The organism is Pseudomonas sp. G3-19, from assembly GCF_054855875.1.
In genome coordinates this window covers 3839372-3859516 of sequence record NZ_JBMPIQ010000003.1, presented here as the reverse complement: position 1 = coordinate 3859516, position 20145 = coordinate 3839372, and the positions used below count along the sequence as shown (strand labels likewise).

The window sequence follows — 20145 nt, the reverse complement described above, 5'->3', positions numbered from 1 at the left end:
GGCCGCAATCCTGGCTTAATCCTGAGGTGGCAGCGTCGCCCGGGAATTTTGGTTTCAACTCTAACGAGGAGTCGCAATGCTGCCTTACCCGCAGATCGACCCGGTGGCCCTGGCCATCGGTCCGCTGAAAATCCACTGGTACGGCCTGATGTACCTCGTCGGCATCGGCGGCGCATGGCTGCTGGCGTCGAGCCGGCTCAACCGTTTCGACCCGACCTGGACCAAGGAGAAGCTCTCCGATCTGGTGTTCTGGCTGTCGATGGGGGTGATTGTCGGTGGACGTCTGGGTTACGTGCTGTTCTATGATCTGAGCGCCTACATCGCCAACCCGACGCTGATTTTCGAAGTGTGGAAGGGCGGCATGTCGTTCCATGGCGGATTCATCGGGGTGATGCTCGCCGCGCTGTGGTTCGGCAAGCGTAATGGCAAGACCTTCTTCCAACTGATGGACTTTGTTGCGCCGATGGTGCCGATCGGTCTGGGTGCCGGGCGTATCGGCAACTTCATCAACGCCGAGCTGTGGGGCAAGCCGACCGACGTGCCGTGGGCGATGATCTTCCCGCCGTTCAGCGATCCGGCGCAGCTGCCGCGTCACCCGTCGCAGCTGTATCAGTTCGCGCTCGAAGGCGTGGCGCTGTTCCTGATCCTGTGGTTGTTCTCGCGTAAACCGCGTCCGACCATGGCCGTATCCGGCATGTTCGCGCTTTTTTACGGAATTTTCCGTTTTATTGTCGAGTTCGTCCGCGTTCCGGACGCGCAACTGGGCTACCTGGCCTGGAACTGGCTGACCATGGGTCAGGTGCTGTGCGTACCGATGATCGTCGGCGGTCTGTTCCTGATCTGGCTGGCCTATCGTCGTGCGCCGGCAGCGCCGCTCGCGCCGACCGCTTAAACTACGAACCCCGGCGCGCGACGCCGGGGCTCAAAGGACACAGGTAACTCATGAAGCAATATCTCGAACTGGTCTCGCACGTCATCCAGAACGGCACCAAACAGGCCAACCGCACCGGCATCAACACCATCAGTTTCCCGGGTGCGATGCTGCGTTTCGATCTGCAGGAAGGCTTTCCGGCGATCACCACCCGCAAGATGGCCTTCAAATCGGCCATCGGCGAGATGTGCGGTTTTCTGCGCGGCGTGAACAACGCCGCGGAATTCCGTGCGCTGGGCTGCAAGGTCTGGGATCAGAACGCCAACGAAAATGCGCAATGGCTGGCCAACCCGTTCCGTCAGGGCGAAGACGACCTCGGCGAAATCTACGGCGTGCAATGGCGCAAATGGCCGGCGTACAAGCAGATCCCGCTGAGCAACACTGCCGCCATCGAACAGACCCTGAGCAACGGCTACAAGCAGATCGCCCAGGGCGAAGAAGACGGCCAGGCTTATGTGGTGCTGTACAAAGCCATCGATCAGGTGCGCCAGTGTGTCGACACGATCATCAAGGACCCGGGCAGCCGCCGTATCCTGTTCCACGGCTGGAACTGCGCCCAGCTCGATGAAATGGCCCTGCCGCCGTGCCATCTGTTGTACCAGTTCCACCCGAACGTCGAGACCAAAGAGATCTCCCTGACCCTGTACATCCGCTCCAACGACCTGGGCCTGGGCACGCCGTTCAACCTCACCGAGGGCGCCGCCCTGCTAAGCCTGATCGGGCGCCTGACCGGCTACACGCCGCGCTGGTTCACCTATTTCATCGGTGATGCGCATGTCTACGAGAACCACCTGGACATGCTCAACGAACAGCTCAAACGCGAGCCGTTCGCCATGCCGAAACTGAAAATCTCCGACCGCGTGCCGGAGTTTGCCAAGACCGGTGTGTACCAGCCGGAGTGGCTGGAGCTGGTCGAGCCGAGCGATTTCTCGCTGGAAGGCTATGAGCACCATGCGCCAATGACCGCGCCAATGGCGGTCTAAAAACTTCACGCAATACCTGGTGGGAGCGGGCTTGCTCGCGAATGCGGTGTATCAGTTAACGATGATGTCGACTGACACTCCGTCTTCGCGAGCAAGCCCGCTCCCACATTCGGTTCTGTGTAAGTCTCAGTGGCCGTGGCTACGGCCTACATGGGAGTGTTCGACTTCCGTCGCCACAACCCCGCCACTCACCTCCAGCCGCTGCAAAATCCCGCACTGATCCGCCCCCGGCCCTTCGCCACAGCGTTGGCGCAGGTCGAGCAGTTGTGTCTGCAACGCCAGCAACCCGTCAATCCGCGCCTTTACATGCTGGATATGCTCGTCGATCAGCGCATTGACGTTTTCGCACTGGTCCTGCGGGCTGTCGCGCAAGGTCAGCAGGCTGCGGATTTCTTCGAGGGTCATGTCGAGGGTGCGGCAGTTGCGGATGAAGGTCAGGCGTTCGGCGTGGGCGTGGGTGTAAACGCGGTAGTTACCGTCGCTGCGCGCCGGCTCCGGCAGCAGGTTTTCGCGCTCGTAATAGCGGATGGTTTCCACGGCGCAGTCGGTGAGTTTGGCCAGTTCTCCGATCTTCATGACGGCAATCTCCAAAAGGGTGCTTGACCCTATAGTGGCTACAGGGTCTTTACTTGGCAACAGGCACCTTCATGGACGCGACCAATGAGCGATTCCCAGCACACCCACAAGCCCGGCGACGGGCACGATCATAGCCACAGCCATAAATTGCAGCCTGTGCATAAGCACGAACATGGCGGCGATTCCTGCTGCGCGTCGAAAGCCGCAGCACCGGCACCGGTTCATTCGCACGAAGATTCTTGCTGCTCGTCGACAGTCGCCGCGCCTGCATTGGTGCAACTGAGCGAAAAGACCAGCGCTGACGCCCGCCTGAGCAGTTTCCGCATCGAAGCGATGGACTGCCCGACCGAGCAGACGCTGATCCAGAACAAACTCGGCAAACTGGCCGGTGTGCAGCAACTAGAATTCAACCTGATCAACCGCGTGCTCGGCGTGACCCACAATCTGCCGGACACCGCGCCGATCACCGATGCGATCACGTCTCTGGGCATGCACGCCGAACCACTGGAGGCGGGCATCGAAACCCCGGCCCCGGCGCCGGTGAAAAAACACTGGTGGCCACTGGCGCTGTCTGGCGTTGGTGCGCTGGCGGCTGAAGTGATCCACTTCACCAACGCCGCGCCGACCTGGGTGGTGGCGATCATTGCGCTGGTGTCGATCCTCAGCGGCGGCCTGACCACCTATAAAAAGGGCTGGATCGCCCTGAAGAACCGCAACCTCAACATCAACGCGCTGATGAGCATCGCGGTGACCGGTGCGGTGCTGATCGGGCAGTGGCCGGAAGCGGCGATGGTGATGTTCCTGTTCACCGTGGCCGAGCTGATCGAGGCGCGCTCGCTGGATCGTGCGCGCAATGCCATCAGCGGCCTGATGCAGATGACCCCGGAACAGGCCACGGTGCAGCAAGCCGACGGCAACTGGGTCGAACAAGAGGTCAAAAGCGTCGAACTCGGCGCCCGCGTGCGGGTAAAACCCGGCGAGCGCATTGCGCTGGACGGCGAGGTCGTCAGCGGCAGTTCGACCATCGATCAGGCGCCGATCACCGGTGAAAGCCTGCCGGTGGAGAAAACCGTGGGCGACAAAGTCTTCGCCGGCACCATCAACCAGGCCGGTTCGCTGGAATACTCGGTGACTGCGGCGGCGAACAACTCGACCCTGGCGCGGATCATCCACGCCGTCGAGCAGGCTCAGGGCGCACGGGCACCGACTCAGCGCTTCGTCGATCAATTCTCGAAAATCTACACCCCGGTGGTGTTCGTGCTGGCGCTGGCCGTGGCGATCATTCCGCCACTGTTTATGGGTGCAGCATGGTTTGACTGGATCTACCGTGCGCTGGTGTTGCTGGTGGTTGCCTGCCCTTGTGCACTGGTGATTTCCACCCCGGTGACCATCGTCAGCGGCCTCGCGGCAGCGGCGCGCAAAGGCATTCTGGTCAAGGGTGGCGTGTACCTGGAGGGCGGCTTCAAGCTCGACTATCTGGCGCTGGATAAGACCGGCACGATCACCCACGGCAAACCGGTGCAGACCGATTACCTGTCGCTCGACCCGACCGCCGACGCCAGCGCTCCGGCAATCGCCGCCGCACTGGCCGGGCGCTCCGATCACCCGGTGTCGCTGGCCATCGCCAATGCGGCTGTGGATAAAAACCTCGCCGTGCTGACTGTGGATAACTTCGAAGCGCTGGCCGGGCGTGGTGTGAAGGGCCAGGTCAACGGCCAGACCTATCACTTGGGCAACCACCGTCTGGTTGAAGAGCTGGGCCTGTGCTCGCCGCAACTGGAAGAGAAGCTGTTTGCGCTGGAGAAACAGGGCAAGTCCGTGGTGTTGCTGCTCGACAGTTCCGGCCCGCTGGCGCTGTTCGCCGTGGCCGACACGGTCAAGGAATCCAGCCGCGAAGCGATCCGCCAGTTGCACGCCCTCGGGGTAAAAACCCTGATGCTCACCGGTGACAACGTGCACACCGCGCAGGCCATCGCGGCGCAGGTCGGCATCGATCAGGCCAAGGGCGACTTGCTGCCGACCGACAAGCTGCAGGCTATCGAAGAGCTTTATGCACAGGGGCATCGTGTCGGCATGGTCGGCGACGGTATCAACGACGCTCCGGCGCTGGCGCGGGCCGAAATCGGTTTCGCCATGGCGGCCGCCGGCACCGACACCGCGATTGAAACCGCCGATGTCGCCCTGATGGACGATGATCTGCGCAAGATCCCGGCGTTCATCAGCCTGTCGCGCGACACCGCAAGCATCTTGAAACAGAACATCGCCTTGGCACTGGTGATCAAGGCTATCTTTCTTGGGGTAACCTTCGCCGGGCTCGCCACCATGTGGATGGCGGTGTTCGCCGACATGGGTGTGAGCCTGCTGGTGGTGTTCAACGGTTTGCGCCTGCTGCGTAAATAAACGATGAGGGATGGTTGTGCTGAGTGCCGAGCTGAAAGCGTTTTATATGGTCGCCCGCCTGGGCAGCATTACGCTGGCGGCGAAGAAGCTCGGCCTCAGCCAACCCACCGTGACCACGCAGATCCGTAATCTGGAAAGTCAGTACTCGGTGGAGCTGTTCTACCGTGGCGGTCGGCGCCTGAGTGTCAGTGACGAAGGCGCGCGGCTGCTGCCGATGGTCAAGGCGCTGTTGCAGCAGGAGGCCGATATCGAGTTCTTCCTGCGCAACAGCGGTCAGGTGCAGGGCACGCTGCGCATCGCTGCCACCGCGCCGTATTACATCCTCGATCTGGTGAAAACCTTCCGCGAGCGCTTGCCGCAGGTGGAAGTGTCGGTGGAAATCGGCAACTCGCAGCAGGTGCTCGAAGCGCTGGAGGATTACCGGGTCGATGTCGCCGCGTCGTCGCAGTTGCTTGAGGACGCGCGGTTGATTCGCCGGGTATTGGGCAGCGATCCACTGGTGCTGGCGGTGCATCGCAATCATCCGCTGGCGGCGCAGGAGCATGTGGCGTTGAGTGCGCTGGCCGGGCATACCTTGCTGATGCGCGAGTCCGGTTCGACCACCCGGCGCCTGACCGAGGAGTTGCTGGAAAGCGCCGGGGTCAGTTTTGGCCCGCTGCTGGAAATTGGCAGCCGCGAGTCGATCCGCGAGGCGGTGCTGCGCAATATCGGCATCAGCATCATTGCCCGCCAGGAAGTCCCGCACGATCCGCAATTGCGGGTGCTGACCATCGAGAATGCGCCGCAGATTCCTGAGTATCTGTATTGCCTCAAGGAGCGCAAGGGTGCGCGGTTGCCGGCGGCGTTTCTCGGGTTGGCTCAGGAAATGTCTCCGGCCTGATTTCTTCATTGCCCATGCCGGCCTCTTCGCGAGCAAGCCCGCTCCCACAGGGGATAGTGTTCACAACACAAATCCAATGTGGGAGCGGGCTTGCTCGCGAAGGCGTCAGACCAGGCAACCCATGACTTGAAACCTGAACCAAAATCCCCGAATACCACTATCAGCCGTTTTTGCCTCACTGCCACATGACGGACGCATTACAACTCTAGGATTGGCCCCATCAGCTTGATGAGGTCTGTCCATGAATCCTGCAATCGCAACTGCCCTGACCAACCCCGGTGCGCCGATGAAAGTGCGCGGCGTGCAGAAGCGCTTCGGCGCGTTCACCGCACTGGATAACGTCTCCCTCGATGTCGCGGCCGGTGAGCTGGTGTGCCTGCTCGGCCCGTCGGGTTGCGGCAAGACCACGCTGCTGCGCTGCATCGCCGGGCTGGAAAAGCAGGACAGCGGCGAGTTGTACCTCGGTGACCGCGATGTTTCGCACCTTGCGCCGCAGGCCCGGGATTACGGCATTCTGTTCCAGTCCTACGCGCTGTTCCCCAATCTGACCGTCGAAGCGAACATTGCCTACGGCCTCGCCGGCAGCGGTCGCGACGAAGTACGCCGTCGCGTCGGGCAGATGCTGGAACTGGTCGGCCTCACCGGCAGTGAGAAAAAGTACCCGGGCCAGTTGTCCGGCGGCCAGCAACAGCGGGTTGCCCTGGCTCGCGCCCTGGCCCCGGCGCCGTCGCTGCTGTTGCTCGATGAACCGATGTCGGCGCTGGACGCACGAGTGCGCGAGCATCTGTGCACCGAACTGCGCCAACTGCAGCGCAACCTCGGCATCACCACCCTGATGGTCACCCACAATCAGGACGAAGCCATGCTGATGGCCGACCGCATCGCCGTGATGAACAACGGCCGCGTCGAGCAATACGCTACCCCGCAGGAAATCTACAACCGCCCGGCCACGCCATTCGTGGCCGAGTTCGTCGGGCAGGGCAACTGGCTGCCGTTCCAGCGCAGCAGCGCCAGTCACGCCCGGGTGGGCGGGATGGATGTGCGTCTGGCCGATGGTAGCGTCAGCGGCGCCTCGGGCCGACTGTTCTGCCGTCCGGAAGCAATCAGCGTCAATCCGTTGGTGCACGAAGAAAACCTGTTTCCGGCGAAAGTCCGTGAGATCACCTTTCTCGGTAATCGCTGCCGCATGAGCTTCGAACTCGACCAATTGCCGGGCCACGCGTTGCTTGCTGAACTGGCGCCGGAAGCCATGCCACGCCTTGGCGCCCAGCAGATCATGGTCGCCTTGCCACCGCGCAGCCTGCAGGTGTTTGCCTGATGAGCGCGAACATCGCACTGCCGCTACCGCACAAGCAGGCGCGGCGAGTGTCCGGGGCCGAGGTCGGTGACCGGATCTTCGTCCTCGGCGGCAAACTCCTGCTGCTATTGCTACTCGGTGTCGCTGTGCTGCTGCCGTTGCTGGCGATCTTCTGGCGCGGCTTCAGCAGCGAGGCCGGGCAGGGCGGTGGCTGGCTCGCCGCCAAGGAGCTGGTGAGCAGCGCGAATTTCCACTGGCTGCTCGGCAACAGCCTGAAAGTTTCCCTCAGCGTCGCGGCCATCGTCGTACCGCTGGCCTACCTGTTTGCCTACGCCCTGCAACGTACATTGATTCCAGCCAAGGGCATCTGGCGCGGGATTTCCCTGCTGCCATTGATGGCGCCGTCGATGCTGCCGGGTATCGCATTGGTCTATCTGTTCGGCAACCAGGGCATGTTGCGCTGGCTGCTCTCGGACAATATCTACGGTTTCTGGGGCATTGTGCTGGGTGAGGTGATCTACACCTTTCCCCATGCGCTGATGATTCTGCTGTCGGCGCTGTCGCTGGCCGATGCGCGGCTGTTCGATGCGGCGTCGAGCATGGGCGCCAGTCCGGCGAAAGCCTTTCGCAGCATCACCTGGCCGGCGACCCGGCAGGCAGTGTTCGCCGCGTTCTGCTTGGTGTTCACCCTGACCATCACCGATTTCGGTGTGCCGGTGGTGGTCGGCGGCGACTATCAAGTGCTGGCGCTGGAAGCCTACAAAGCCGTGGTCGGTCAGCAACAATTCGGACGCGGGGCGTTGATCGGCATGGTGCTGTTGCTGCCGGCGCTGTTCAGCTTCGGCGTCGATGCCTGGTTGCGTCGGCGTCACGGTGATTCCATGAGCGGCCGCGCCCAGGTGTTCAAACCGGCGCCGTCGAAATTGCGTGATGGCTGCTATCTGGCGATTGTTTTGTTGATCAGCGCGGCGCTGCTGCTGGTGTTCGGCATGGCAGTGTTTTCGTCGCTGGTGAAGTTCTGGCCGTACAACCTGTCGCTGTCGCTCAATCACTATCAGTTCAACGAGACCGCCGGCGGTGGCTGGCTGGCTTACGGCAACAGCTTGAAGATGGCGCTGGGCACGGCACTGATCGGCAGCGTGCTGATTTTCACCGGCGCTTACCTGATGGAGAAAACCCGCAGCCAACGCGGCCTCAACCTGACCCTGCGCATGCTCAGTTTCGTGCCAATGGCGGTGCCGGGGCTGGTGCTCGGCCTGGGTTACGTCTTCTTCTTCAACCTCAGCGGTAACCCGCTGCACGTGCTGTACGGCACGATGACCCTGCTGATCGTCTGCACCATTGCGCACTATTTGACCACCGCGCAAATGACCGCGACCACCGCGCTGCGCCAGCTCGACGCCGAGTTCGAGGCCGCCGCGCTGTCGCTCAAGGCCCCGCTGTACCGCCACTACCTGCGCGTCACCGTGCCGATCTGCCTGCCGGCGCTGCTGGACATCGTGCCCTACCTGTTCGTCTCGGCGATGACCACGGTGTCGGCGGCGATCTTCCTCTACAGCCCCGACACCATCCTCGCGGCGGTGGCGGTGCTGAACATGGATGACGCCGGCAACGTCGGCGGCGCGGCGGCGATGTCGACCCTGATTCTGTTCACCTCGGCAGGCGTGTCCTTGCTGCTGGCGTGGGCTTCGCGCGGCTTGCTGCGCCGTTCCCAGGCCTGGCGGCAAACCGCGCCCGGTCACTGATTGACGACTTATCCCTACAGCCTCAACTCACCGACAGGAAAACGATCATGTTCAAGCCTATGGCCCTGGCCGCTGCTGTGCTCGCTACTTTCAGCCTGAATGCCTTCGCGGCAAAAACCGAGTTGACGGTGTACACCGCCCTCGAAGCCGAGCAACTGACCGCTTACAAAGCTGCGTTCGAGAAGGCTAACCCGGACGTCGAGATCAAGTGGGTGCGCGATTCCACCGGGATCATCACCGCCAAACTCCTCGCCGAAAAGGCCCGTCCGCAGGCTGACGCGGTCTGGGGCCTGGCCGCTTCGAGCCTGGCGATCCTCGATCAGCAGGGCATGCTGCAAAGCTACGCACCGAAGGATCTGGGCAAGATCGGCGCGAACTACCGCGATGCTGCCAACCCGCCAGCCTGGGTCGGCATGGACGTGTGGGCCGCGACTATTTGCTTCAACACCGTGGAAGCCGAGAAGCAGGGCTTGAGCAAGCCGGTGAGCTGGCAGGATCTGACCAAGCCTGAGTACAAGGGCAAGATCGTCATGCCTAACCCGGCGTCGTCCGGCACCGGTTTCCTCGACGTCAGCGCCTGGCTGCAAACCTTCGGCGAGAAGCAGGGTTGGGCCTATATGGACGGTCTGCACCAGAACATCGGCCAGTACGTTCACTCCGGTTCCAAGCCTTGCAAACTGGCGGCGGCGGGGGAATTCCCGATCGGCATTTCCTTTGAGTATCCAGCCGTACAGCTGAAACGCCAGGGCGCGCCGCTGGACATCATCCTGCCGAAGGAAGGCTTGGGCTGGGAAATCGAAGCGACTGCCGTGATCAAAGGCACCCCGCATGAAGACGCGGCGAAAAAACTCGCGGACTTCTCCGCCAGCGCCGAGGCAATGGATCTGTACAAGGAGAACTTTGCGGTTCTTGCGCAGCCGGGTATCGCCAAGCCACAGACCGAACTGCCAGCCGACTACGAGCAGCGCCTGATCAAGAACGACTTTGCCTGGGCCTCGAAGAATCGCGACGAGATCCTGACCGAGTGGCGCAAGCGCTATGACGGCAAGTCCGAGAAAGTTGTCGCCAAGTAAGATCTTTATCGACTGACAGGGCCTCTTCGCGAGCAAGCCCGCCCCCACATTCGACCGAGTTCCACCGGAAGGAATGCGATCAAACTGTGGGAGCGGGCTTGCTCGCGAAGGCGGTCTCCCATTCAGGGAAAATCTCCATGACTCAACACAAAGACCTGCTCATCGTCGGCGCCGGCATCCTCGGCCTGTCCCACGCCTACGCCGCCGCCAAACGCGGCCTCAAGGTCAGCGTATTCGAACGCACCGCCACGCCCCTCGGTGCCTCGGTGCGCAACTTCGGTCAGGCGCTGGTCACCGGTCAGCCACCCGGGCCGATGCTTGAACTGGCCAAGGCCAGCCGCGAGATCTGGGGTGACTGGGCGCAACTCGCCGGTCTGCAGATCAAGCGCAACGGCTCGTACCTGTTCGCCCGCAGCGAAGCCGAAGAACACTTGCTCGAAGCTTTCTGCAACGGCCGCGCCGTGGAGCACGGGTACAACGTCGCCTTGCTGCATGGCGCTGCCCTGCGTGATCTGTACCACGGTCAGTTCAGTCATCACCGCGCGGCGTTGCACGGCCTGGACGATCAACAGCTGTACTCGCGCGAAGCGATTCCGGCGTTGATCGACTATCTGCGCCGCGACCTCGGCGTCGAGTTTCACTTCAGTACGCTGGTGCGCGACGTCGAACCGGGGCACCTGCACAGTACCGCCGGCAGCTTCACGGCAAAGCAAATCATCGTCTGCTCCGGCCACGATTATCAGACCCTGCTGGCCGAACCGATTGCCGCGCTCGATCCGCAGATCTGCCGCCTGCAAATGCTCCGCGCCAAACCGCAGATCGAGCTTAATCTGCAACACGCCTTGCTCACCGGTTTGAGCTGCGTGCACTACGGCGCCTTCGCCGATTTGCCAGAAGCGGCGGCGGTGCAGGCGCAGATCCTGCGCGAACAACCGCACCTGCACGACAACGGCATTCACCTGCTGATCAGTCCGACGCCGTATGGCGAGCTGATCATCGGCGACTCGCACCATTACGGCAGCGATCCGTCGCCGTTCAACGCCGAGCAAGTGGACAACTGGATGCTCGAACTGGCCGAGCACACGCTGGGCTGCAAGGTGCAAGTGGTCGAGCGCTGGCAGGGCGTCTACGGTGCCCGTGGGCCGGGGCCGTTTTCGTTGCTGCGCCCGGCACCGGGGCTGAGTGTGGCGTTGATGCACACCGGCGTCGGCATGAGCGTCGGCCCGGCACTGGCCGAGCGCAATGTCGCGCAGTGGCTGGAGGAAATCTGATGGCGGATCAGCAACAGGTCGTCGACCGAATGTTCGACTTGTACGAACGCTTTGGCACCCGCGATTACATCGGCGAGCCGGTGTCGCAGATCGAGCACATGTCTCAGGCAGCGCAGTTGGCGATGGCTGAAGGCTTTGATGATGAAGTGGTGCTCGCCGCGTTCTTCCACGACATCGGTCATTTGTGTGCCGAAGGCGCAGAGAACATGGGCGGTTATGGCTTGGTCAGCCATGAGCGATTGGGTGCGGACTACTTGCGTGAGGCGGGTTTTAGTGAGCGTATGGCCCGGCTGGTGGAATATCACGTGCAGGCCAAGCGCTATCTGACCTTGCGTGAGCCTGGGTATTTAGAGCGCCTGAGTGAAGCGAGTCGCCGCACGCTGGAATATCAGGGCGGGGTGATGAGCGAGGCTGAGGCGGATGTGTTTGAGCGGGATTCGTTGTGTGCCGTCAGCTTGCGCATGCGCCAGTGGGACGAGCTGGCCAAGGAGAGGGCGGTGCCGGTGATGGATTTGGGTGTGCTGAAGCGCAAGGCTGAGGTTTTGTTGTCTGCTGAGTGATTGCAACCTTCACCCCAGCCCTCTCCCGGAGGGAGAGGGAGCCGACCGTGTTGTTCTTGGGCCCTACATCGATCTGAAATATCCAGTCGAACTCAGGTTTTGAAAAGCCAGAAGATCTGCTCCCTTCCCCCCTCTACCCCTTGCGGGAGAGGGCTGGGGTGAGGGGGTAGCGATCTAAAGCTCAAGCACCCGATCAACCAACGCCTCAATCTGCTCCTGCCGCTCCGCCTGATTCAACTTCGCATGCGGATTGAGCGAAGACCACTGCGGATGCGCCCGCGCCTTGCTCAGTGCTTCCGGCAACTTGCCCTCGCGCCAAGTCTTGTCCTGCGGGGTGGCGACCTGGACCGCGTCCATCGCCGCATGCCCGCGCTGATCGAGCGCCAGCAACAGTTGGCGCTGACGCAACGCCAGCAGCCGCAACACCCCGTCATCCACGGTCAACTCCCGCTGGCCCCTGATCTTGCCGAGCAAGCGGCTGCCATAACTGCGCGCGGTTTGCAGCGCGCCACCGGCGATCGCACCGGCCAATGCCGCAGCGCCAAGGGTGATCCCGCCGACCAGCAGATCAACCCCAGCCCCCGCCGCGGCACCGGCAGCAATCCCGCCGCCCACGCGCACGCCGAGTTGCTTCAGGGTTTCCGGGTTGAACAAATCGTCGCCCCAACGCCCATCGAGCAACGGCAGATCACTGGCCGCCGCATCCTGCGGGCGAAACGCATAGAGCTTGAGCAACGCTTCGACGCATTTCTGTTCACGCTGGCGCACGGCTTTGCGCAGTTCGCTGATCGCTTGCTGCTCCTGCTCGGCCTCGCTGACCACACTGCGTCGGCAGGCGGCGCAGTCGATCAGCAATTCGGCGATCAAACGCGCCGCACTTTGTTGGCGGGCGAGGCGCTGGGCCTGTTGATCGGCGATCAAGCGCTCCAGTTGCGGACGGGCGTTTTCCAGCAACAGCGCAAGGCTTTCGTACAGGCGCCGCTCGCCATCTTCCGGCGGCGCAACGCTGTCGAAGCGCACCAGCGCATGCAGGCCGAGCCGCGCCAACGCTTCGCGCCAGTCCGGCTCGCGATGGTTGGCGCTGCTGACGAAATTCAGCACCGGCAACAGCGGCTTGCCGCAACTGGCGAGCACTTCGAGTTCGTCACGATACTTGGCCAGCACCGGTTCGCGGGCGTCGATCACATACAGACCGGCGTCGGACGCGAGTAGCTGTCGCAGGACTTTCGCCTCCTGTTCGAAACGCTGACGTGCTTCGCTGCCGTCGAGAAACCGCGCCAGTCGCGCCGGGCCGTCGAGACGTTCGCCGGGGCGCTCCAGACGCTCAAGGAAATCCAGCAGGGCGATGGCGTCTTCCAGCCCCGGCGTGTCGTAGAGATCGAGCAACGGCTCGCCGTCCACCGACAACCGCGCGCCCTCGACATGCCGGGTGGTGCTTGGGCGGTGGGAGACTTCGCCGAAGCCGACGTCGCGGGTCAGGGTGCGCAGCAGCGAAGTCTTGCCGACGTTGGTGTGGCCGACCACCGCGAGTTTCAGCGGCGCTCTCCGGGCATCAGTCATGACCGCTCTCCAGCCAGTTCATCGGTGCGCAATCGGCGAACGGCAACTCCAGTTGTTGCAGCGCAACGTGCCAGTCGCCGAGACGGGCACTGTCCAGCGCTTCGCCGGGCGGTGCTTGCAGCAGCCAGACCCGGGTGGCGTTGGCGTTGCGCGCCAGTTCGGCGATCAGCGCGAGGCTGCCGCGATCCGGCGAGCGTCGCGGGTCGCAGGCGATCAGCAGGCGTGCCGGAGGGAAACGGCTGAGCTGTTCGAGCAGTTTGTGCCGTGATTCGCGGCTGTCGAGGATGCCGGCGTTGCTCACGGTTTTCGGCAGGGCCGGTGGCCACGGGCGCTGATCGTCGAGTTCGATGGCCACCAGCAAAGCGCCGTCGCTGGCGTGTTCGCTGACGCTGCTTTCAACGCGATGCAACTGCGCAGGCGCGGCGTCGTTGATGCCGAGGCGTTCGCTGGTCGGCATCAGCCGCTCACGCAACTGGGCGTAACCGGGCAGGTTCAGGTCCAGCGTCAGCGCGGCTTTGCCGCGACTCCAGCGCCAGAAACACAACAGCGCCAGCAGCAGGCGCGGCAGTACGCCGTAGACCACCAGCACGCCGACCAGCCAGGTTGCCCAGGCCTGGCGTGCGCTTTCGATATCCAGCGCTGCGCCGCCGCTGGCGCGGATCATCTCTACGGTCGGCACGTTGAAGCCGAGCAGCGCCGGCAGCGCGCCGAGGGCTTGGGTCAGGTTGATGAAGGTGTCGGCGCCGAGAATCGTGGTTTCCCAGACGAAGCCGTAGCGCCGGGTCGCCATCAGTGTCAGCAGCAACAGCAGGGCGCTGAGCATCGCCAGCAACCACAGACCGTTGACCAATGTGCCGAGCGCCCAGCGATTGAGTTTTTTGCGTTGCAGCATCAGCAGCAGGGCCGGCGCGAGTTGCGCAGCTTTGGCATCGCGAGCGAGTTTTTCGCTGAGCCACAGCCACAAGCGCCCGAGGGTGGCGCCGTGTTCACCGGCAAAGATCAGCCCCAGCGCCCAGCTCAGCAGCAGAATCAGGTTCAGCCCGAGCAGGCTGCCCAGGGCCCAGAACACATTGACCGGCGTCTGGCTCAGTGCGGCGAAGGCCAGCCCGGCGCCGCTCAGCAGCGCAAAAATGACCAGCAGCACCAGCGCCAGACGCGCGCCTTGCAGCCAGTGCTGGAGTGCTGCGCTCAGCCCGTCGCGCTCGGCCAGCCACACGGCGCGGCGCTGAATACGGCCCGGCAGATCGCCGCCGGCCGCGCGGGCCAGTCGATTGGCTTCCAGATCCTCCAGGGGACCTGCGTGTTCTTCGCGCAGGCGGATGGTTTCGGTCAGCCATAGGTTTTGCAGTGGAGTCAGTTCAGTCACGCGCCATTCCGTTGCTCGATTGAGCAGTGAGCATAACCGCTGTGGCACTTATCGGGTCAAGCGAGGCTCTGGTATCCTCGCCGGCATGACTAAATCACTCCCCCTCAGCCTGATCGCAGCCCTCGGTGAAAACCGCGTGATCGGCGTCGACAACAGCATGCCCTGGCACCTGCCGGGGGACTTCAAATACTTCAAGGCCACGACCCTCGGCAAGCCGATCATCATGGGCCGTAAGACCTGGGACTCCCTCGGTCGTCCGCTGCCGGGGCGCTTGAACATCGTGGTCAGCCGTCAGCCGGATCTGCTGCTGGAGGGGGCGGAAGTGTATCCGTCGCTGGAAGCTGCAGTGGTGCGCGCCGAGGAATGGGCGAAAGCGCAGGGTGTCGATGAATTGATGTTGATTGGCGGCGCGCAGTTGTATGCACAGGGGCTGGCGCAGGCAGATCGTTTGTATCTGACCCGAGTGGCGCTGAGCCCGGAAGGCGATGCGTGGTTTCCGGAGTTTGACCTGAACCAGTGGAAGCTGGTGTCGAACGTGCCGAATCCGGCTGAGGGCGACAAGCCCGCTTACAACTTCGAGGTCTGGGAAAAGGCTTAAGAGCTTCGCGAGCAAGCCCGCTCCCACATTGGATTTGTGTCGATCACAGATCCAATGTGGGAGCGGGCTTGCTCGCGAAGAGGGCAGGTCAGGCAAAGAAGAATTTAAGCCTGAGCAAGCTCCGCATGCTCATTCGCATCCAGCAGTGCTTTATCGGTCTGCTGCATCACTTGGCTGGTGATCGCACCCGCGGTGATCGAACCACTCACGTTCAACGCCGTACGACCCATGTCGATCAGCGGCTCCACCGAAATCAGCAGCGCCACCAGTGACACCGGCAAGCCCATCGCCGGCAGCACGATCAGTGCGGCAAACGTCGCGCCGCCACCGACCCCGGCCACACCGGCCGAACTCAAGGTCACAATCGCCACCAGCGTCGCGATCCACAGCGGGTCCAGCGGGTTGATGCCGACTGTTGGCGCAACCATCACCGCCAACATCGCCGGGTACAGACCGGCGCAACCGTTCTGGCCGATGGTCGCACCGAACGAGGCGGCGAAACTGGCGATCGACTGCGGAATGCCCAGACGACGGGTCTGCGCTTCGATGCTCAGCGGAATGCTCGCCGCGCTGGAACGGCTGGTGAACGCGAACGTCAGCACCGGCCAGATCTTGCGGAAGAATCGCAGCGGATTGATCCCGGCCGCCGACACCAGCAGGCCATGCACCACGAACATCAGGCCCAGACCGAGGTACGAGACCACGACGAAACTGCCGAGCTTGATGATGTCCTGCAGGTTGGAACCGGCAACCACTTTGGTCATCAGCGCCAGCACGCCGTACGGGGTCAGCTTCATCACCAGACGCACCAGACGCATCACCCAGGCTTGCAGGGTGTCGATGGCGTTGATCACTTTCTGACCTTTCTCGGCATCATCCTTGAGCAGTTGCAGCGCCGCGACCCCGAGGAACGCGGCGAAGATCACCACGCTGATGATCGAGGTCGGCTTGGCCCGCGCCAGATCGGCGAACGGGTTCTGCGGAATGAACGACAGCAGCAGCTGCGGCACATTCAGGTCGGCAACCTTGCCGGCGTAGTCGGTCTGGATGGTTTGCAGGCGGGCCATTTCCTGCGTGCCGGCGACCAGGCCTTCGGCGGTGAGGCCGAACAGGTTGGTCAGGCCGATACCGATCAGCGCCGCGATCGCGGTGGTGAACAGCAGGGTGCCGATGGTCAGGAAGCTGATCTTGCCCAGCGACGAGGCGTTGCGCAGACGCGCGACCGCACTGAGGATCGAGGCGAACACCAGCGGGATCACGATCATTTGCAGCAACTGCACGTAACCGTTGCCGACCAGATCGAACCAGCCGATCGAAGCTTTCAGTACCGGGTTGCCGGCACCGTAAACGGTGTGCAGGGCAACACCGAACGCTACGCCGAGTACCAGCGCGAGCAGGACTTTTTTCGCCAGGCTCCACGTCGTGTGGCGGGTTTGCGCCAGACCGAAGAGCAGGGCGAGGAACACCAGCAGATTGAGGATCAGCGGCAGATTCATGAAGACTCCGATAAGACTTGTGCCAGTCGCCTTCTTGGGCAACTGCGAACCGGCAAGCCTAACAGTTTGATTTCCAATGAATTAATACCGAAATCGCAGGTTGTCCGTCGTTTTTGGAATAAGCACTTGTCGCTCTCGGCAATGCAACTGGCGTTGAGGAGACGTAAGCGGTCGCTGACAGACGAGGACTGTCACACTTATTTGTTAGCGTCGATGTCTTTCAGTCAGGGAGAAAACGCCGATGAAGTTCGCACCGAAAATGCTCGCTGTGGTTCTTGGATTGGGCTTGGCCGCTCACGCATTCGCCACCGACCTGAAGCACTGGCCGGCGGATCAGGCCAAGGCACTCGACGCGATGATCGCCGCCAATGCCAACAAGGGTAACTACGCGGTGTTCGACATGGACAACACCAGCTACCGATACGACCTTGAAGAGTCGTTGCTGCCGTTCATGGAAAACAAGGGGCTGATCACCCGCGAGACGCTTGATCCCTCGCTGAAACTGATGCCGTTCAAGGACACCGCCGACCACAAGGAAAGCCTGTTCAGTTACTACTATCGCCTGTGCGAAGTCGACGACATGGTCTGCTACCCGTGGGTAGCGCAGGTGTTCTCCGGCTTCACTCTCAAGGAACTCAAGGGCTACGTCGATGAGCTGATGGCGTCGGGCAAACCGGTGCCGGCCACTTACTACGAAGGCGATGTAGTGAAGAACATCGATGTGCAGCCGCCGAAAGTCTTCACCGGCCAGGCCGAGCTGTACAACAAGCTGATGGAGAACGGCATCGAGGTTTACGTGATGACCGCCGCCTCCGAAGAACTGGTGCGCATGGTCGCGGCCGATCCGAAGTACGGTTACAACGTCAAACCGCAGAATGTGATCGGCGTGACCACGTTGCTGAAGAACCGCGAAACCGGCGAGCTGACGACTGCACGCAAGCAGATCACTGCCGGAAAGTATGACGAGAAGGCCAACCTCGGCCTGGAACTGACCCCGTACCTGTGGACCCCGGCGACCTGGATGGCCGGCAAACACGCGGCGATCTTGACCTACATTGATGAGTGGAAAAAACCGGTACTGGTGGGCGGCGACACACCGAGCAGCGACGGCTACATGCTGTTCCACGATGTGGATGTAGCCAAGGGCGGCATTCACTTGTGGGTCAACCGCAAGGACAAATACATGACCCAGCTCAACGGCATGATGGCCAAACACGCAGCGGCGCAGGCCAAGGAAGGATTGCCGGTGACGGCGGACAAGAACTGGGTGATCGTCAAGCCTGAAGAAATCCAGTAAGCCCCCAATCCCTGTTGGAACTCAGATTCCAGAATCACTGACAGTCCCTTGTGGGAGCGGGCTTGCTCGCGAAGAGGGAGTGTCAGGCGGGAGATTTTTTGACCGGTAGACCGCTTTCGCGAGCAAGCCCGCTCCCACAGTTTTGATCTTCATTGTTTTTGGATCAGGCAAAAAAATGCCCCGCACTTTGGCCGGGCATTTTTGTTTTTGCGATTGACGCTTACAGCCCGTCGAGCATCGCCTTGTTACGCACCGCACCCTTGTCGGCGCTGGTCGCCAGCAGGGCGTAGGCCTTGAGCGCAGTGGTCACTTTGCGTGGACGCTGCTCGACCGGTTTCCAGCCTTTCTTGTCCTGTTCGACCCGGCGCGCAGCCAGTTCTTCATCGCTGACCAACAGGTTGATCGAGCGGTTCGGGATGTCGATCAGCACTTTGTCGCCGTCCTGCACCAGACCGATCGCGCCACCGGCCGCAGCCTCTGGCGAAGCGTGGCCGATCGACAGGCCGGAAGTACCGCCAGAGAAACGACCGTCGGTGAGCAACGCACAGGCTTTGCCCAGACCTTTAGACTTCAGGTACGAGGTCGGGTAGAGCATTTCCTGCATGCCCGGGCCGCCTTTCGGGCCTTCGTAGCGAATGATGACGATATCGCCTTCCTTCACTTCGTCGGCGAGGATGCCGCGCACCGCGCTGTCTTGGCTTTCAAAGATCTTCGCGTTGCCTTCGAAGACATGGATCGACTCGTCGACGCCGGCGGTTTTTACCACGCAACCGTCGAGAGCGATGTTGCCGTACAGCACGGCCAGGCCGCCTTCTTTCGAGTAGGCGTGTTCGAAGCTGCGGATGCAGCCGTTTTCACGGTCGTCATCGAGGGTTTCCCAACGAGTCGACTGGCTGAACGCGGTCTGGGTCGGGATGCCCGCCGGGCCGGCCTTGAAGAAGTGGTGCACGGCTTCATCGTCGGTCTGGGTGATGTCCCACTTGGCGATGGCTTCTTCCATGCTGCGGCTGTGCACGGTCGGCAGGTCGGTGTGCAGCAGGCCGCCACGGGCCAGCGAACCGAGAATGCTGAAGATGCCGCCAGCGCGGTGCACGTCTTCCATGTGGTACTTCTGGATGTTCGGCGCCACTTTGCACAGTTGCGGCACGCTGCGCGAGAGACGGTCGATGTCGCGCAGGTCGAAATCGATCTCGGCTTCCTGAGCCGCAGCCAGCAAGTGCAGGATGGTGTTGGTCGAACCGCCCATGGCGATGTCGAGCATCATCGCGTTCTCGAACGCCTTGAAGTTGGCGATGTTGCGCGGCAGCACGGACTCGTCGTTCTCGCCGTAGTAACGCTTGCACAGTTCGACGATGGTGCGACCGGCCTGCAGGAACAGCTGCTCGCGGTCGCTGTGGGTCGCGAGGGTCGAACCGTTGCCCGGCAATGCCAGGCCCAGCGCTTCGGTCAGGCAGTTCATCGAGTTGGCGGTGAACATGCCGGAGCATGAACCGCAGGTCGGGCAGGCGCTGCGCTCGTACTCGGCAACCTTCTCGTCAGAAGCGCTGGAGTCGGCGGCGATCACCATGGCGTCGACGAGGTCGAGGCCGTGGGAAGCGAGTTTGGTCTTGCCGGCTTCCATCGGGCCGCCGGAAACGAAGATCACCGGAATGTTCAGGCGCAAAGCGGCCATCAACATGCCCGGGGTGATCTTGTCGCAGTTGGAGATGCAGACGATGGCGTCGGCGCAGTGGGCGTTGACCATGTATTCGACAGAGTCGGCGATGATCTCGCGGCTCGGCAGCGAATAGAGCATGCCGTCGTGACCCATGGCGATGCCGTCATCCACGGCGATGGTGTTGAATTCTTTCGCTACGCCACCGGCGCGTTCGATTTCCCGGGCAACCAGTTGACCGAGGTCTTTGAGGTGCACGTGGCCCGGCACGAACTGGGTGAAGGAGTTGGCAATGGCGATGATCGGCTTCTTGAAGTCGTCATCTTTCATCCCGGTGGCGCGCCACAGTGCGCGGGCGCCGGCCATGTTGCGGCCGTGGGTGGATGTTTTCGAGCGGTAATCTGGCATGGAGCACTCCGGGCGGCTAATCAGGTATCAAAAGGGAGTGAGCTTCTATT

The 20145-nt window shown here is 62.2% G+C and carries 16 protein-coding genes; 11 read left to right on the top strand and 5 right to left on the bottom strand.

Annotated elements, in window-relative coordinates:
- Positions 1–76 precede the first annotated feature (76 nt).
- Together lgt and ACOYXI_RS17760 are read left to right on the top strand one after the other, a co-directional pair.
- Entirely contained in the window at positions 77–892 is an 816-nt protein-coding gene (lgt, locus tag ACOYXI_RS17765) for a prolipoprotein diacylglyceryl transferase (RefSeq protein WP_007965581.1), read from the top strand.
- Positions 893–942: 50 nt separating this feature from the next.
- Positions 943–1914 carry a thymidylate synthase gene (locus ACOYXI_RS17760; RefSeq protein ID WP_003229191.1) on the top strand — a complete coding sequence of 324 codons (972 nt, stop codon included), beginning with the start codon at positions 943–945 and terminating at the stop codon, positions 1912–1914.
- Between the two features lie 126 nt (positions 1915–2040).
- Here the strand turns inward: ACOYXI_RS17760 and cadR are convergent, their stop codons facing one another.
- Positions 2041–2490, bottom strand: coding sequence for a Cd(II)/Pb(II)-responsive transcriptional regulator (gene cadR / locus ACOYXI_RS17755; RefSeq protein WP_098966121.1), 450 nt, complete (start codon positions 2488–2490; stop codon positions 2041–2043).
- Positions 2491–2574: 84 nt separating this feature from the next.
- Between cadR and ACOYXI_RS17750 the strand changes: the two genes are divergently transcribed.
- The 7 genes from ACOYXI_RS17750 (at position 2575) to ACOYXI_RS17720 (ending at position 11716) form a co-directional block, all read left to right on the top strand.
- Positions 2575–4890, top strand: coding sequence for a heavy metal translocating P-type ATPase (locus ACOYXI_RS17750; RefSeq protein ID WP_461675114.1), 2316 nt, complete (start codon positions 2575–2577; stop codon positions 4888–4890).
- 16 nt (positions 4891–4906) lie between these two features.
- Positions 4907–5770 (top strand): LysR family transcriptional regulator, encoded by an 864-nt coding sequence (locus ACOYXI_RS17745; RefSeq protein ID WP_041072184.1) that lies wholly within the window; start codon positions 4907–4909, stop codon positions 5768–5770.
- A gap of 241 nt (positions 5771–6011) precedes the next feature.
- Positions 6012–7088, top strand: a complete 1077-nt coding sequence (locus ACOYXI_RS17740; protein ID WP_003229183.1) for a putative 2-aminoethylphosphonate ABC transporter ATP-binding protein — start codon at positions 6012–6014, stop codon at positions 7086–7088.
- Positions 7088–8812: a putative 2-aminoethylphosphonate ABC transporter permease subunit gene (locus ACOYXI_RS17735; RefSeq protein ID WP_461675113.1), complete on the top strand. Its 1725-nt coding sequence runs from the start codon at positions 7088–7090 to the stop codon at positions 8810–8812. Before ACOYXI_RS17740 ends, ACOYXI_RS17735 begins: the two co-directional genes overlap by 1 nt.
- A 47-nt stretch (positions 8813–8859) precedes the next feature.
- Positions 8860–9885 carry a putative 2-aminoethylphosphonate ABC transporter substrate-binding protein gene (locus tag ACOYXI_RS17730; protein WP_003229178.1) on the top strand — a complete coding sequence of 342 codons (1026 nt, stop codon included), beginning with the start codon at positions 8860–8862 and terminating at the stop codon, positions 9883–9885.
- Between the two features lie 137 nt (positions 9886–10022).
- Positions 10023–11156, top strand: a complete 1134-nt coding sequence (locus tag ACOYXI_RS17725; RefSeq protein ID WP_135296782.1) for a TIGR03364 family FAD-dependent oxidoreductase — start codon at positions 10023–10025, stop codon at positions 11154–11156.
- A complete protein-coding gene (locus ACOYXI_RS17720) occupies positions 11156–11716 on the top strand; it encodes a phosphonate degradation HD-domain oxygenase (protein ID WP_461675112.1) in 561 nt (186 codons plus the stop codon). The genes ACOYXI_RS17725 and ACOYXI_RS17720 overlap by 1 nt, the downstream gene beginning before the upstream one ends.
- A gap of 174 nt (positions 11717–11890) precedes the next feature.
- Here ACOYXI_RS17720 and ACOYXI_RS17715 read toward each other — a convergent pair whose 3' ends face one another.
- Positions 11891–13276, bottom strand: a complete 1386-nt coding sequence (locus ACOYXI_RS17715; protein ID WP_135296780.1) for a GTPase/DUF3482 domain-containing protein — start codon at positions 13274–13276, stop codon at positions 11891–11893.
- Positions 13269–14642 (bottom strand): DUF2868 domain-containing protein, encoded by a 1374-nt coding sequence (locus tag ACOYXI_RS17710; RefSeq protein WP_135296779.1) that lies wholly within the window; start codon positions 14640–14642, stop codon positions 13269–13271. The genes ACOYXI_RS17715 and ACOYXI_RS17710 overlap by 8 nt, the downstream gene beginning before the upstream one ends.
- An 85-nt stretch (positions 14643–14727) precedes the next feature.
- On the opposite strand from ACOYXI_RS17710, the gene ACOYXI_RS17705 reads away from it, so the two are divergent.
- Positions 14728–15240 (top strand): dihydrofolate reductase, encoded by a 513-nt coding sequence (locus tag ACOYXI_RS17705; protein ID WP_098966109.1) that lies wholly within the window; start codon positions 14728–14730, stop codon positions 15238–15240.
- Positions 15241–15344: 104 nt separating this feature from the next.
- Here ACOYXI_RS17705 and ACOYXI_RS17700 read toward each other — a convergent pair whose 3' ends face one another.
- The gene (locus ACOYXI_RS17700; protein ID WP_461675111.1) at positions 15345–16736 is read right to left on the bottom strand and encodes an L-cystine transporter; all 1392 of its coding nucleotides are present in this window, start codon (positions 16734–16736) and stop codon (positions 15345–15347) included.
- A 241-nt stretch (positions 16737–16977) separates the two neighbouring features.
- Between ACOYXI_RS17700 and ACOYXI_RS17695 the strand changes: the two genes are divergently transcribed.
- Complete coding sequence (locus ACOYXI_RS17695; protein ID WP_139055181.1) at positions 16978–18033, top strand: HAD family hydrolase; 1056 nt, start codon at positions 16978–16980, stop codon at positions 18031–18033.
- A gap of 220 nt (positions 18034–18253) precedes the next feature.
- Here ACOYXI_RS17695 and ilvD read toward each other — a convergent pair whose 3' ends face one another.
- The gene (gene ilvD, locus ACOYXI_RS17690) at positions 18254–20095 is read right to left on the bottom strand and encodes a dihydroxy-acid dehydratase (RefSeq protein WP_086792292.1); all 1842 of its coding nucleotides are present in this window, start codon (positions 20093–20095) and stop codon (positions 18254–18256) included.
- Positions 20096–20145: the final 50 nt, after the last annotated feature.

Excerpts from the sequence above, each read along its gene's own strand:
- ACOYXI_RS17695 (WP_139055181.1), top strand. The coding sequence starts at position 16,978 with ATGAAGTTCGCACCGAAAATGCTCGCTGTGGTTCTTGGATTGGGCTTG.
- ACOYXI_RS17740 (WP_003229183.1), top strand. The coding sequence starts at position 6,012 with ATGAATCCTGCAATCGCAACTGCCCTGACCAACCCCGGTGCGCCGATG.
- ACOYXI_RS17760 (WP_003229191.1), top strand. The coding sequence starts at position 943 with ATGAAGCAATATCTCGAACTGGTCTCGCACGTCATCCAGAACGGCACC.
- ACOYXI_RS17700 (WP_461675111.1), bottom strand. The coding sequence starts at position 16,736 with ATGAATCTGCCGCTGATCCTCAATCTGCTGGTGTTCCTCGCCCTGCTC.
- cadR (WP_098966121.1), bottom strand. The coding sequence starts at position 2,490 with ATGAAGATCGGAGAACTGGCCAAACTCACCGACTGCGCCGTGGAAACC.
- ilvD (WP_086792292.1), bottom strand. The coding sequence starts at position 20,095 with ATGCCAGATTACCGCTCGAAAACATCCACCCACGGCCGCAACATGGCC.
- lgt (WP_007965581.1), top strand. The coding sequence starts at position 77 with ATGCTGCCTTACCCGCAGATCGACCCGGTGGCCCTGGCCATCGGTCCG.
- ACOYXI_RS17705 (WP_098966109.1), top strand. The coding sequence starts at position 14,728 with ATGACTAAATCACTCCCCCTCAGCCTGATCGCAGCCCTCGGTGAAAAC.
- ACOYXI_RS17730 (WP_003229178.1), top strand. The coding sequence starts at position 8,860 with ATGTTCAAGCCTATGGCCCTGGCCGCTGCTGTGCTCGCTACTTTCAGC.
- ACOYXI_RS17720 (WP_461675112.1), top strand. The coding sequence starts at position 11,156 with ATGGCGGATCAGCAACAGGTCGTCGACCGAATGTTCGACTTGTACGAA.
- ACOYXI_RS17735 (WP_461675113.1), top strand. The coding sequence starts at position 7,088 with ATGAGCGCGAACATCGCACTGCCGCTACCGCACAAGCAGGCGCGGCGA.
- ACOYXI_RS17725 (WP_135296782.1), top strand. The coding sequence starts at position 10,023 with ATGACTCAACACAAAGACCTGCTCATCGTCGGCGCCGGCATCCTCGGC.
- ACOYXI_RS17750 (WP_461675114.1), top strand. The coding sequence starts at position 2,575 with ATGAGCGATTCCCAGCACACCCACAAGCCCGGCGACGGGCACGATCAT.
- ACOYXI_RS17715 (WP_135296780.1), bottom strand. The coding sequence starts at position 13,276 with ATGACTGATGCCCGGAGAGCGCCGCTGAAACTCGCGGTGGTCGGCCAC.